Source organism: Antribacter sp. NEAU-D49, assembly GCF_057158775.1.
Map to the genome: position 1 here is coordinate 45,481 of NZ_JBXTSN010000026.1, position 14,441 is coordinate 59,921.

Annotated in this window: 7 protein-coding genes; 1 reads left to right on the forward strand and 6 read right to left on the reverse strand. The window is 72.3% G+C overall.

The features are described 5' to 3' along the window. Window positions 1-99: 99 nt before the first annotated feature. From AC060K_RS17935 to AC060K_RS17960, 6 genes are all read right to left on the reverse strand, one after another. A complete protein-coding gene (locus AC060K_RS17935) occupies window positions 100-1,626 on the reverse strand; it encodes a M1 family metallopeptidase (protein WP_483766706.1) in 1,527 nt (508 codons plus the stop codon). Between the two features lie 81 nt (window positions 1,627-1,707). Beyond that, window positions 1,708-1,980, reverse strand: coding sequence for a hypothetical protein (locus AC060K_RS17940; protein ID WP_483766707.1), 273 nt, complete (start codon window positions 1,978-1,980; stop codon window positions 1,708-1,710). 185 nt (window positions 1,981-2,165) lie between these two features. Next, window positions 2,166-3,146 (reverse strand): alpha/beta hydrolase, encoded by a 981-nt coding sequence (locus AC060K_RS17945; protein ID WP_483766708.1) that lies wholly within the window; start codon window positions 3,144-3,146, stop codon window positions 2,166-2,168. Between the two features lie 202 nt (window positions 3,147-3,348). Continuing rightward, the gene (locus AC060K_RS17950) at window positions 3,349-8,805 is read right to left on the reverse strand and encodes an InlB B-repeat-containing protein (protein WP_483766709.1); all 5,457 of its coding nucleotides are present in this window, start codon (window positions 8,803-8,805) and stop codon (window positions 3,349-3,351) included. A 316-nt stretch (window positions 8,806-9,121) separates the two neighbouring features. Then, window positions 9,122-11,176 (reverse strand): hypothetical protein, encoded by a 2,055-nt coding sequence (locus tag AC060K_RS17955; RefSeq protein WP_483766710.1) that lies wholly within the window; start codon window positions 11,174-11,176, stop codon window positions 9,122-9,124. A gap of 390 nt (window positions 11,177-11,566) precedes the next feature. Next, complete coding sequence (locus AC060K_RS17960; protein ID WP_483766711.1) at window positions 11,567-12,157, reverse strand: 1-acyl-sn-glycerol-3-phosphate acyltransferase; 591 nt, start codon at window positions 12,155-12,157, stop codon at window positions 11,567-11,569. An 81-nt stretch (window positions 12,158-12,238) separates the two neighbouring features. Between AC060K_RS17960 and AC060K_RS17965 the strand changes: the two genes are divergently transcribed. Continuing rightward, complete coding sequence (locus tag AC060K_RS17965; RefSeq protein ID WP_483766712.1) at window positions 12,239-14,398, forward strand: hypothetical protein; 2,160 nt, start codon at window positions 12,239-12,241, stop codon at window positions 14,396-14,398. Window positions 14,399-14,441: the final 43 nt, after the last annotated feature.

Below are 14,441 nucleotides of genomic sequence, written 5' to 3' on the forward strand. Positions count from 1 at the left end.
CCCCCGCCCAAACCCGTGCGGCTGTGGGTGGGGGGTGCGCCCCTCCCCGGGCCCCCCCCCACGACGAACTGCCGAACCAATGTGCGCGGCCGCGGCCTGCTAGAGCGCCGGCTTCAGTGGGCCGTAGAGCCACGCGTCGAAGAAGTCGTCCAGGTCCTCGCCCGACGCCTCCTCGTACACGGCCTGGAAGTCCTCGGCGGTCGCGGCCGACCCGGAGTAGCGCTCGAGCCAGAGCCGCGCGCCTGCGAAGAAGGCCTCGTCGCCCACCTCCAGCCGCAGCGCGTGGAGCGTGCCGGCGCCCCGGTTGTAGACCTGGCCGGCAAAGAGGCCCAGCGGGCCCGGGTCGCCGATGGGAAGTGCCCAGTACGACGGCGTCCGCGCCGGTGCGTACCAGGTGTCGAACTGCGCCTGGGCCGTGGCCCCGCCCCGGTGCTCCGTCCACAGCCAGGTGGCGTACGTGGCCCAGCCCTCGTTGAGCCAGATGTCCTGCCATCGCGCGGGGCTCACGGCGTTGCCGAACCACTGGTGGGCGGTCTCGTGCGCCACGGTGCCCTGGCCGGCCGAGCCCGAGTACACCGCCCGGGTCTGGGTCTCCAGGGCGTAGCCCACCGAGTCGTCGTCCACGATGGCCCCGGCGGAGACAAAGGGGTACGGCCCGAACAGCGACTCGAAGAAGTCGATCATCTCCGGCTGGAGCGCGAGGCTCGCGTCGGTGGTGGCCCGGCGCGACGGCGAGAGGTCCCGGTCCACGTAGTCCAGGATCGGCACGCCCGACGCGCTGTACGCCACGGGCAGCACCTCGAAGTCGCCCACGCTCGCCGTCGCGAGGTACGACGCCATCGGGTCCGGCGCGTCCCACGACCAGGTGGTCCAGCCGCCCGCGGTGACCGGGTCGCCGGCGGGCAGCCCGTTCGCGACGGCGACCTTGCCCTCGGGGACCGTGATCTCGAACGAGTACGTGGCCTTGTCCGTGGGGTGGTCGTTCACCGGGAACCAGGTCATGGAGCCGTCGGGCTCGCTCGCCACCAGGGCGCCGTCGCGCATGGTCACCCACCCGTAGAGGGCCTCCTCGACGTCTTCCGGCTGGCTCGTGGTGCCGCCGTACGTGACCACGACCTCGACGGTCTGGCCCTTCCTGAGCTTGGGCCTGGGCTGGATCACGAGCTCCCAGCGGCGGGCCTCGTCGTCGGCCACCTGCCAGAAGGCCGCGCCCTCCACCGCGGCACCCTCCGCAGGCTGCTCGACGGCGGCCGCGGGCCGGCCGTCGACCGTGACGCCCGTCGCGGTGAGGCCGCGCAGGTCGAGCTGGAACCGGTCGAGGTCCTGCGTGGCGGTCAGCGTGAGGGTGGCCGTCGCGTCCAGCGTGCCCTCGAGCGGGGCCGGTGCCGCCGCGGGCGGCGCGTACGTGACGTCGAGGTCGTAGTGCCGCACATCGATGCCGCCGTTGCCGGACGCCGGGAAGTACGGGTCGCCCGCCCCCTCGGCCCCGGCCGTCCATCGCGGGCCAGGCCCGGCGGGCGCGGCCACCGCGGCGGTCGTCGCCACGAGCGGGCCGACGACGGCCACCGCGGCCAGCAGAGCCGTCAGCCTCGTGACGGTGGACCTCGTCAGTGCTCTCCTGTGCATCGCGCACCCCTCCCGGCTCGGAATCGTGATGCGCGTCACTGTAGGCGCGGCATGTTTCCCCGGGATATCGCCGCGCCGCCGTCAGGAGCCGAGCTCGACGACCTTCTTCTGGAAGCCGAGCGCTACCTTCTGGAGCGACTCCAGCGGCGTCTGCTCGTTGTGGTGGCTGATCTGGCGCAGCATCGAGCCGGAGGAGGCCAGGAGGGCGACCATCACGTCGCGGGCGTCGTCCCTGCTCGTGAGCGCCTCGCGGAGGAGGTCCTGGACCAGCGGAGACCGCAGGCCGTCCTCCTCGGGATCCAGCAGTGCGGTGAGAAGTGCGATCGACAACGAGCTGCCCCGAACGCTTGCCATGGTCGACTCCCCCTGTGGTCGGTGCCCCGCGCCGGGCACCCAGGTGCCGGCTGACGACGTCAACGCCGGGCGCGCACCCCCTGTGCGTGTCCCGGCTGTGACGACTTGTCTACCGCACGACGGGCCGTAACGCAGCCTGAGCCCACGATGTGTCGGTGTGGCGTCATCGGAGGTTCGAGCGCTGGTCAGGTGAGGAGGCGGCGGGCTACCCACGCCTCGCGTGCGGCGCGGGCCGCACGCGACACCGCCGCGTCCGGCACGAGGGCGTCGAAGGCGTGGTAGCCGCCCGGCCAGACGTGCAGCTCGCAGTCGCCGCCCGCGGCCCAGATGGCCGACGCGTAGGCCACGGCCTCGTCCCGGAACACCTCGGCGGAGCCCACGTCGACGAAGGTGGGCGGGAGGCCGCTCAGATCGGAGGCACGGGCCGGCGCGGCATAGGGCGACACGTCGTCAGTGCCGTAACGGTCGCCGAGCAGGGCGCGCCAGCCGGTGCGGTTGCTCGCGCGGTCCCACACGCCCACGCCGTCGAACTGCCGGGCTGACGTCGTGGCGTCCCGGTCGTCGAGCATGGGGCAGACCAGGAGCTGGGCGGCGACGGCCGGGCCGCGGCGGTCGCGCGCCAGGAGCGTCGTGCCCGCGGCGAGGCCGCCGCCGGCGCTGCCGCCCGCCACCATGAGGCGGCCGGGGTCGAAGCCCAGGCCGGAAGCCTGCGCGGCGAACCACACGAGGCCGGCGTAGCAGTCCTCGACGGGAATCGGGTCCGGGTGCTCGGGCGCCAGCCGGTAGTCCACGGTGGCGCACACCGCGCCGTACCGCTCCGCCCAGTCGACGAGCTCCGCGAGGCCACCGAGCCGGCTCCCGGTGACCATCCCGCCCCCGTGGATCGAGTAGACCGCGGGGCCCGGGACGTCGTCGGCCGGGCGGTCGGTGGGGCGCACCACGGAGATGACGATCTCGCCGCCGTCGAAGCCGGGGACCACGTGGTCCGTGAGCTCCACGGCGTGCCCGGCGAGGAACTGGCCGACGGGGGTCGGTTCCGCCGCTGCCCGGCGTGCCGGGATCTGTTCGGGCAGCAGGGGCTCCTGCAGCCCCGGGAAGATCTCCAGCGCTTCGGTGAGGAACTCGCCGAGCTCGGGGTCGAACGGGGGGCGGGGGACTGCGGGCATCGACGCTCCTTCGCGTGGTACGGGCCGGAGGGTTGGGCCGGCAGGCCCACCTCCTCGGACGATCGGCAATCCGTCGGATGATCGGCAGCCCGGGCTGCCGATCATCCGACAAACTACCGATCATCTGGGGGTGCTCGGTGCGGTCCGGACGCGGCGGAGGGGGCCGGCCGGTGGTTTCCGGTCGGCCCCCTCCGGGGTGCGGTCAGTCGGTCTGGCCGCGGCGTCGTGCCCAGGTGATCAGGCCGAGGCCTGCCAGGAGGGTGAGAGCGGCGAGGCCGACCAGGCCCTCGGTGCCGTTGCTCCCCGTGACGGGCAGCGGAGGCCGGGCGACGGGGGGCTTGGCTGCCGGCTTGGCCGGCGGCTTGGCGGCGGCCGGGCAGGTGGCGTCGGCGCCGAACGTGACCACGGAGGTGGCGGTCGGTGAGTGGGTGGTCCAGCCGGCCGGCAGGGGACCCCAGGCGTAGCCGTCCAGGAGCGTCGCCGTGATGGTGACGGACTGGCCGGCGCGGTAGGGGCCGTCGGGGCTGGCGGTGTAGGTGATGCCCGGGGTGGGCGCCACCGTGAGGACCTGCTTGGTGACCTTGCCGTCGACGCACTGCGACGGGGTCACCTGGGGGACCGCAGGTGAGGTCGGGAGGCACGCGACGTCGGCGAACGTCAGTGCGTAGGTGGCGACCGTCGGGCTGTCGATGACCCAGCCCGCGGGCGGGGCGCCCCAGGCGAAGCCGTCGGCGAGCGTGGCCGTCACCGTGACCGCGTCGCCGCCGGTGTACGGGCCCTCGTGGCTCAGCGTGTAGGTGATGCCCTCGGTCTCGGCGAGAACGAGGGTCGGTGCGGTGAGCTCTCCGCCGACGCAGACGGCCTGGGTGACCGTCGGTGCGACCGGCATGACCTCGGCGCAGGTGACCTCGTCGAACGTGAGGCCGAACGTGGCCTGCGTCAGCGAGGACTCGGCCCATCCGTCGGGCAGCTCGCCCCAGGCGTAGCCGTCGGTGAGGGTCGCGGTGACCGTGACCGTCTGTCCGGGGGCGTAGGGGCCCTCGGCGCTGACGGTGTAGGTGAGGCCCTCGGTCGTGGCGAGCACGAGGGTGGGGGCGGTGAGGTCACCGTCGACGCAGACGGCCTGGGTGACCGTGGGCGCGGCGGGGACGACCTCGGCGCAGGTGACCTCGTCGAACGTCACCGTGAAGGTCGCCGTCGTCGGCGAGACCTCGGTCCACCCGTCGGGCAGGGTGCCCCAGGCGAAGCCGTCGGCCAGGGTGGCTGTGACGGTCACGGTGTCGCCGGCCGCGTACGGGCCCGCGGGCTCGGCCGTGTAGCTGATGCCCGCCGCGACGGAGAGCACCAGGGTCGACGGCGCCACGGTGCCGCCCACGCAGACGGCCTGCGCGAGGGCGGGAGCCACGGGCGCCACCTCGACGCAGGCGACGTCGTCGAACGTGACCTCGTAGGTGGCGACCGTCGGGGAGACCACGACCCAGCCGTCAGGCAGGGCGCCCCAGGCGTAGCCGTCGGCCAGGGTCGCGGTGACGACGACCGTGGCGCCGGCGGCGTACGGGCCGTCGTCGGACACCGTGTAGGTGATGCCCTCGGTCGTGGCGAGTGCGAGGGTGGGGGCGCTGAGCTCGCCGGCGACGCAGACGGCCTGGGTGACCGTCGGCGGGACGGGCATGACCTCGGCGCACTCGACCTCGTCGAACGTCACGGCGACGGTGGCCGTGGTCGGGGAGACCTCGACCCAGCCCGCGGGCAGCTCACCCCAGGCGTAGCCGTCGGTGAGGATCGCCGTCACGGTGACCGTCTGCCCGGGGGCGTACGGGCCCTCGGGGCTGACGGTGTACGTGAGGCCCTCGGTCGTCGCCAGAGCGAGGGTGGGGGCGGTGAGCTGACCGGCGACGCAGACGGCCTGGGTGACCGTGGGTGCGGCGGGGACGACGTCGACGCAGGCGACCTGCGCGAACGTGACCCCGAAGGTGGCGGTGGTCGGGGAGACCTCCGTCCAGCCGTCGGGCGTGGTGCCCCACGCGTTGCCGTCGGCGAGGGTCGCGGTGACGGTGACCGTCTGTCCGGGGGTGTACGGCCCTGCGGCGCTGACGGTGTAGGTGATGCCGCCGCCGTCCGGCGCCAGGGTGAGGGTCGGCGCGGTGAGCTGGCCGCCGACGCACACGGCCTGGATCACCGACGGTGCGACCGGGACGACCTCGGTGCAGGCGACGTCATCGAACGTCACCTGGAAGGTGGCGACCGTCGGGGAGACCTCGGTCCACCCGTCGGGCATGGTGCCCCAGGCGTGGTCGTCGGCGAGGGTCGCGGTGACGGTGACCGTCTGTCCGGGGGCGTAGGGGCCCTCGGCGCTGACGGTGTAGGTGAGCCCCTCGGTCGTCGCGAGAACGAGCGTGGGGGCGGTGAGCTCGCCGCCGACGCAGACGGCCTGGGTGACCGTCGGTGCGACCGGCATGACCTCGGCGCAGGCGACGTCGTCGAACGTCACCGTGAAGGTCGCCGTGGTCGGGGAGACCTCGGTCCAGCCTGCGGGCAGGGTGCCCCAGGCGAATCCGTCGGCGAGCGTTGCGGTGACCGTGACCGTCTGCCCCGGAGCGTACGGACCGGCGTCGACGGTGTAGGTGAGGCCCTCGGTCGTGGCGAGCTCAAGGGTGGGGGCCGTGAGCTCGCCGCCGACGCAGACGGCCTGGGTGACCGCCGGTGCGGCGGGGACGACGTCGACGCAGGCGACGTCGGCGAAGGTCACCGTGAAGGTGGCGACGGTCGGGGAGACCTCGGTCCAGCCGTCGGGCATGGTGCCCCAGGCGAAGCCGTCCGCGAGGGTGGCCGTGACAGTCACCGTGTCGCCGGCGGCGTACGGGCCCTCGGGGGCGACGGTGTAGGTGAGGCCCTCGGTCGTGGCGAGCGTGAGGGTCGGTGCGGTGAGCTCGCCGCCCACGCAGACGGCCTCCGTGACCGTCGGCGCTGCCGGGACGACGTCGACGCAGGCGACCTGCGCGAATGTCACCGTGAAGGTGGCGGTGGTCGGCGAGACCTCGGTCCAGCCGTCGGGCATGGTGCCCCAGGCGTAGCCGTCGGCGAGGGTGGCGGTGACCGTGACCGTCTGCCCGGGGGCGTAGGGGCCTTCGGCGTCCACGGTGTAGGTGACGCCCTCGGTCGTGGCGAGCGCGAGGGTAGGTGCCGTGAGTTCCCCGTCGACGCAGACCGCCTCGGTCACGGTCGGGTTCACCGGCATGACCTCGGCACAGGACACCTCGTCGAAGGTCACCTCGAACGTGGCGACCGTCGGCGAGACCTCGAGCCAGCCCGCGGGCATGACGCCCCAGGCGTAGCCGTCGGCGAGGGTCGCGGTGACCGTCACGGTCTGTCCGGGGGCGTAGGGGCCCTCGGCGCTGACCGTGTACGTGACGCCGGCCGTGGTGGCGACGGTCAGGGTCGGTGCGGTGAGCTCGCCCCCCACGCAGACGGCCTCGGTGACCGTCGGTGCGGCGGGGACGACGTCGATGCAGGCCACGTCCGCGAACGTGACCACGAAGGTGGCGACCGTGTCGGACACCTCGGTCCACCCGTCGGGCAGGGTGCCCCAGGCGAAGCCGTCCGCGAGTGTCGCCGTGACGGTCACCGACTGGCCGGGGGCGTACGGGGCCGCGACGTCGACGGTGTAGGTGACGCCCTCGGTCGTCGCCAGCGCGAGGGTGGGTGCGGTGAGCTCCCCGCCGACGCAGACCGCCTCGGTGACGGTCGGAGCGGCCGGGACGACCTCGACACAGGCCACCGCGTCGAACGTCACGGAGAACGTGGCGGTCGTCGGTGTGGCTTCGGTCCAGCCCCCGGGCATGGCGCCCCAGGCGAAGCCGTCGGCGAGGGTGGCGGTCACGACGACGGTCTGCCCCGCGGCGTACGGGCCCTCGACATCGACGGTGTACGTGATGTCGCTGCCGTCCGGCGGCAGTGTCAGCGTCGGAGCGGTCAGTGCGCCGTCGACGCACACGGCCTGGGTGATCGTCGGTGCGACCGGCATGACCTCCACGCAGGAGACCTCGTCGAACGTGACGGTGAAGGTCGCGACGGTGGACGAGACCTCGGTCCAGCCTGCGGGCAGCACGCCCCAGGCGAAGCCGCCCGCGAGGGTGGCGGTCACCGTGACGGTCTGTCCCGGTGCGTAGGGCGCGGCGGCATCCGCCGTGTAGGTGATCCCGTTCGCGTCCGGCGGGAGGGTGAGGGTCGGCGCTGTCAGCTCGCCGCCGACGCAGACGGCCTGGGTGACCGTCGGGTTCTGGGGCGTCGTCTCGGTGCACCCGACCTGGTCGAACGTGACCGTGAAGGTCGCGACCGTGGCGTTGACCTCGACCCAGCCCGCGGGCAGCGTGTCCCAGACGTAGCCGGCGCCGGTGATCGTGGCGGTGACCGTGACGGACTGGCCCGGGCTGTACGGCCCGGCAGGGTTGACGGTGTAGGTGATGCCGTTCGCGTCCGGCGGGAGGGTGAGGGTCGGTGCGGTGAGCTGGCCGTCGACGCAGACGGCCTGGGTGACGGTCGGGTTGGCGGGGGTGGTGGTGACGAGGACGGCGTTGGCGAAGAGGGGCACGGTCTGGACGCCCTGGCCGGTGGTTGAGGTGGTGCCGTCGCTCTGGGTGGCGTTGATGCCGTAGTTGCCGGCGTGGAGGTTGCCGGTGATGTTTCCGGGCGGGTTTCCGCAGGTGAGGGTGGCGTGGTACTCGACGACGATGGTCTCGCCGGCCTCGACGTCGCTGATCGTGCTGAGGATGGAGATCTCGCCGTCCGCGTAGGTGCCGGAGGCGGACGTGCCGGAGATGCCTTCCTCGCCGTCGCTGGAGTAGTTCGAGTCGCCGGTGGCGAGGAACGCGGTGACCTGGGTGATGCCGACCTGGTCGTTGGCACCGAACCTCGTGTCGAAGCGTGCCTCGACCGTCAGCGTCGACTCGCCGGTGGGGGCGTCCGCGGCGATGGGAATCACCTGGAAGTACACGATCGTGTCGCCGCACTCGAAGGGCCGGGTGGCGCTGGTCAGCTGCGTCACCACGTTGCTGCTGTCAGCGGCGCCGACGGTCGCGGTCGTATAGCTGTTGGCGTGGGCCGCCCGGAAGATCGGGTTGGTGATGTCGCCCGCGGACGGGCCGGGGCCCGGGACGTCGGCCATCGGGACGACGGGCGCGGCAGCCGCGACTGGATCCTCGGCCGCGGCAGGCTCCTCTGCTGGTGCAGGTTCTGCCTCCGGTGCCGGCGGTGCCTGCTTCTGCTGCGCTGGTGCGGGCTCCGGCTCCACGACGACCGGTTCTTCGACCGGTGCGGGTGCCGGCTCTTCGACGGGAGCCGGCTCGGGGGCCGGCTCCGGAGCCGGCTCCGGAGCCGGTTCGACGGCGGGCGGTGGCTCGACCGCAGGGACCGGCTCGGGCTCCGCGGGTGCTGGTTCGACGGCCGCCTCCTCTGCGCCGAGCACGTCGGCCGTCGTGGTGCCGCCGGTCGTCCCGGTGTCGGTCAGGGATTCGACGGCGGTGTCGTCGTCGGCGATGGCGGTGCCTACTGTCAGCCCGCCTGCGGTGAGGGCGAGAAGCGCTGCCAGACACGCGCCCAGCAGCCTCCCTCCCCATTGTGTGCTTCTGTGCGCGCCTCTGCGCACAAATGTGGTGTGCATGTCAGCCCCCGGCTCAAGAAGGAGGCCCCAGGGTCGATGCCCTGTAGTGGGCACCGTGAAAGCCCGGAGGCCGTTCCTTTCGAACGTGGCACTTGTCAAGCCGCCGGGCACCATGCATCGAAGGTGAATAACCACGGGACGGTGCATATGGATTCATTGAGAGCATTTAGGAAAGGTGAATCGCGTAGGTGGGGTAATTCGCAAACGCCGTTAAGCGGCAAGTCGGATCAGGCGTATTCATCAGGAGCGGTATACGGCCGCGACACGACGGAGGGGGCCGGCCGGTGGTTTCCGGTCGGCCCCCTCCGGGGTGCGGTCAGTCGGTCTGGCCGCGGCGTCGTGCCCAGGTGATCAGGCCGAGGCCTGCCGCCAGACCGAGGGCGGCGAGGCCGACGAGGCCCTCGAGTCCGTCGGAACCCGTGACGGGCAGCGGGGGCCGGGCGACCGGCGGCTTGGCTGCCGGCTTGGCCGGCGGCTTGGCGGCGGCCGGGCAGGTGGCGTCGGCGCCGAACCTGACCACTGCGGTGGCGACCGTCGAGGAGGTCGCGGTCCAGCCCGTTGCGAGCGGTCCCCAGGCATAGCCGTCCATCAGCGTGGCGGTGATCGTCACGGACTGGCCGGTGCGGTAGGGCCCATCCGGGCTGGCGGTGTAGGTGATGCCCGGGGTGGGCGCCACTGTGAGGACCTGCTTGGTCACCTTGCCGTCGACGCACTGCGACGGGGTCACGTGGGGGACCGCAGGTGAGATCGGGATGCAGTCGACGGCGTCGAAGACCACGGCGAACGTGGCCTGTGTCGGCGAGGCCTCGACCCAGCCTGCGGGCAGCTCGCCCCAGGCGAAGCCGTCCGTGAGGGTCGCGGTGACCGTGACCGTCTGTCCGGGGGCGTAGGGCCCGTCGGCGGTGACGGTGTAGGTGACGCCCTCGGTCGTGGCGAGCATGAGGGTGGGTGCCGTCACGGTGCCGCCGACGCAGACGGCCTGGGTGACCGTCGGCGCCACCGGCATGACCTCGGCGCAGGCGACCTCGTCGAACGTCACCGTGAAGGTCGCGACCGTCGAGGAGACCTCGGTCCAGCCTGCGGGCAGCTCGCCCCAGGCGTAGCCGTCGGCCAAGGTGGCCGTCACGACCACCGTGTCGCCGGCCGCGTACGGGCCCTCGACGTCGACCGTGTAGGTGACACCCTCGGTCGTCGCCAGAGTGAGGGTGGGTGCCGTCACGGTGCCGCCCACGCAGACCGCTTCGGTGACTGTCGGTGCGACCGGGACCACCTCGACGCACGCGACGTCGTCGAACGTCACCGTGAAGGTGGCGGTCGTCGAGGAGGTCTCGACCCAGCCTGTTGGCAGGGTGCCCCAGGCGAAGCCGTCGACCAAGGTGGCCGTCACGACCACCGTGTCGCCGGCCGCGTACGGGCCCTCGGCGCTGACCGTGTAGGTGATCCCGCCGCCGTCCGGCGGGAGCGTCAGGGTCGGCGCGGTCAGCTGACCGCCGACGCACGTCGCCTGCGTGATCGTCGGGTTCACCGGCACGGTGGTGACGAGGACCGCGTTGGCGAAGAGGGGCACGGTCTGGACGCCCTGGCCGGTGGTGGAGTTGGTGCCGTCGCTCTGGGTGACGTCGATGCCGTAGTTCCCGGCGTGGAGGTTGCCGGTGACGTTGCCGGGCGGGTTTCCGCAGGTGAGGGTGGCGTGGTACTCGACGACGATGGTCTCGCCGGCCTCGACGTCGCTGATCGCGCTGAGGATGGAGATCTCGCCGTCGGAGTAGGTGCCGGAGGCGAACGTGCCGGAGATGTCTTCCTCGCCGTCGCTGGAGTAGTTCGAGTCGCCGGTGGCGAGGAACGCGGTGACCTGGGTGATGCCGACCTGGTCGTTGGCACCGAAGGTGGTGTCGAACCGCGTCTCGACGGTCAGCGTCGACTCGCCCGTCGGCGCTGCGTCGCTGATCGGGATGATCTGGTAGTAGACGATCGTGTCACCGCACTCGAAGAACCGGTTCTGCGTGTTCGCGGTGAGCTGCGTCTGGACGTTCGAGCTGTCCGCCGCCCCGGGGTTCGCCGTCGTGTAGGTGTCCGGGTGGGCCGCGCGGAAGACCGGGTTGGTGATGTCGCCCGCGGACGGCCCGGGGCCCGGGACGTCGGCCAACGGGACGATCGGTGCGGCGGCCGCGGCCGGGTCCTCGGCCGGTGCCGACTCGTCGGCTGCCCCGGCCTCCTCCGCTTGGTCGACGGCCGGCTCGGGCGCCGGTTCCTGGACGGGCTGCACCGGAGCCGGTTCAGTCGTGGGGTCGGTGGCGGTCGAGTCGTCTGCGGTGACGCTCTCCGTCATCGGTTCGACGGCGGCTGCGCCGTCGGTCGTCTCGTCGGCCATAGCGGCACTCAGGGTGAGCCCGCCGGCGGTCGTGGACAGGACCGCTGCCAGACACGCGCCCAGCAGTCTGCTGCCCCAGTCCTTCCGGGCGCTGGTGCGCCCATGTCTCGAAGTGTGCATGACAGCCCCCAGCTGTACGCCAGGGGGTCGGTGCTTCGAATTGTGCCCCGATGGAAGCCCCCACGGCGCCACCTTCGACGGTGCCCCGACCGCACGAGGCTCGGAATCCGAGGGAGGGTGATTAACAGCAGAAACGGGCTTCCTTGACCCTTCAGTGGCATTCTGAAGGGTGATCAATAATTGGCATCACTTATTGACGAACAGTACGGCCGAAAATGTCCACGTCGTGCAGTCGACGGAAGGACAGAGAGTGACGGCCGTCCGAAATGATCAGAGTGATTCTGTCTCATCTTCCGCACGCAGTCGCGGCTCGGTCCGCAGAGCTGGGTTCCAGCCCGACTTGTCGGCGTAGAACGCCCGGATCACGTCCATGTCGGCCCGCACGTCGCCGGTGAGCTCGATCGTGGGGCCCAGCCCGGTCGTCATCGTCGTCCGGTCCACGTAGCCCAGCGTGATGGGCAGGCCTGCCTCACGGGCGATCCGGTAGAAACCCGACTTCCAGTACGTCCCTGAGCCGCGCGTGCCCTCCGGCGTCACCACGAGGTGGAACACCTCACCACGGCGGACGCGGTCGAGGACGTCGTCGACCACCGAGCTGGGGTCGCGGCGGTCGACGGGCAGGCCCCCGAGCCGGCGCATGACGGGGCCGCGCCATCCCGTGAAGAGGGTGTGCTTGCCGAGCCAGCGGACCGACATGTCCAGCTCCCAGGCGATCGCCAGCATGACGACGAAGTCCCAGTTGGACGTGTGCGGGGCGCCGATGAAGAGACCGGCCCGGTCGGGGGCGGGTTCACTGCGGAGCTTCCACGGGCTGAGGCGCCAGAAGAGGCGCGCAAGAGCGCGTCGGATCGTTCGGGACATCTGCCGAGTCTAGGACCTCGCTACACTTCGGCGGCCCTATGTCCCGCCCGGCTCCGAGGAGAGCGCACGAAGATGACGTACATGGCTGATGGACGGGTGGCCGGCAGGTCCCTGGCGGGGCTGATCGGGGTGGGGGTCGTGCTCGCGTCGCTGGTCGCCGCGCCGTCGGCCGCCGCTGACGAGGGGATCTCGGAGTCGTCGCACAACCGCTTCGTCTACGACGCCGCGAGCGGCGTGGTCCAGGTGACGGTGTCGACGACGATCCGGAACGACACCCCCGACCGGGTGACCGCGGGCGGTGTCGAGTACTACTACTGGGACGCGTACGGGGTTCAGGTCCCGGCCAGCGCGGCGGACGTGCGTGCCACGAGCAGCGGGGCGAACCTGCCGGTGACGCTGGAACCCACGGAGGACCCGAACATCTCGGTGGCGACGGTGTCGTTCGCCCCCCTCCTCTACGGCAGGACCCGGACGATCGAGTGGTCCTACGCCATCCCCGGTGACCCCATCCGCTCGGAGGGGTACACCCGAGTCGGTCCGGGCTACGCGACGTTCGTCGCCCAGGGGGCCGGTGATCCGGGACAGGTCACCGTCGAGGTGGTGCTGCCCGAGTCGATGTCCTTCGAGAGCACCGCCGGAGGCTTCACCGAGACGGTGGCGGACGGCGTCGTGACCCACACGGCGACCGGCAACACCGACGACTTCGGCATCTGGGCGTTCGTCTCCGCTCGCGACCCGGAGCAGGCCGACAAGCACACCGTCGAGGCGGGGCCCGCCACCCTCACGCTGCTGAGCTTCCCCGGCGACGCCGACTGGGCCACCTTCGCCACCGAGCGGCTGACGTCCGGACTGCCGCTCGTGGAGGAGATCGTGGGCCACCCGTGGCCGGGCGGTCTCGAGACGATCCGTGAGGACGTGTCGCCCGAGGTGCTGGGCTACGCCTGGTTCGACCCGGAGGCGGACGAGATCATCGTCTCCGAGGACCTGGACGACGCGACCTTCTTCCACGAGCTCACGCACGTCTGGATCAACACCGAGACGGTCGAGGGCCGGTGGCTCTCCGAGGGCCTGACCGACGTCGTCGCCCACCGCGTCGTCGGCAAGGTCGGCGGCACTGCGGTGCCGCCGGCCGCGCCTGACCGCCAGGGTCCCGGTGCCCTCGCCCTGACGGGCTGGAGCGACGCCCACTTCGGCGACGAGGAGGCAGAGAGCTACGCCTACGCGGCGTCCCACGCCGCCGTCGCAGAGCTCGTGGGTGGGCTCGACGACGCCGCGTTCACGGCGGTGACGTCGGCCGCGCTCGCCGGCGAGAGCGCCTACGAGACCCCGGGGTCGAAGAGTGGCCGCGGGACCACCGACTGGCAGCGGTTCCTCGACCTGGCCGAGGTCCGTGGCGGGGTCGCCGGTGCCGCCGACGTCGTCCGCACCTGGGTCGCGAACCCCGAGCAGGCCGCGAGCCTCGACGAGCGTGCGGTCGCGCGCGAGGGCTACGTCGCGGTCGACACGGCCGACGGCGAGTGGCTCCCTCCCGCGGGCCTGCGCTCGGCCATGACGGGCTGGAGCTTCGACACGGCCGGTGAGATCACCACCGCCGTCGGAACTGCTCCCGCGGACGCGGGGGCCGTCCAGGCGGCCGCCGAGGCCGCGGGGCTGCCTGACCCCGCCGCCCTGCGGTCGGCCTACGAGACGGCTGACCAGGAGAGCGAGTACGCGAAGCTCGTCACCACGCTGCCGCGGGCCGTCGAGGTCGTCGGGCTGGTGGGCGAGGCGTCCGACGACGTCGCCGCGGACCGCGACCCCTTCTCGGAGCTGGGCGAGCTCCTGCTCGACGCCGACACGGTGGCGGGCGAGGCGCGGGCGGACCTCGACGCGGGCAGGCTCGACGCTGCGGCGGAGCGTGCGGAGGCGGCGTCGGGCCGTGCCGGGCTGGCTCCATGGGTGGGTGTCGGCGTGGTCCTCCTTGCCCTGGGGGCCCTGGCGGGAGCCGCGCTGCTGGTGCTGCGCCGGTTGCGTGCCCGACGGCGCCGGGCGGCAGAGCGCGCCGAGCTCGCGAGCCTGGTCGAGCGGCCGGACCTGGAGGAAAGGCTCGACGAGTTTCTGGAGTCGGTGACCAAGGCTGAGGGGCAGGCGGAGACGCCGGCCGAGGCGCCGACGGAGGAGAAGGCCGAGGAGAAGGCCGAGGAGAAGGCCGAGGAGAAGGCCGAGGAGAAGGCCGAGGAGGAGACGCCCAAGACGGCGTGACGTCACGCTGGCGTTGCATGACACCATGAATGGTGCCATGATG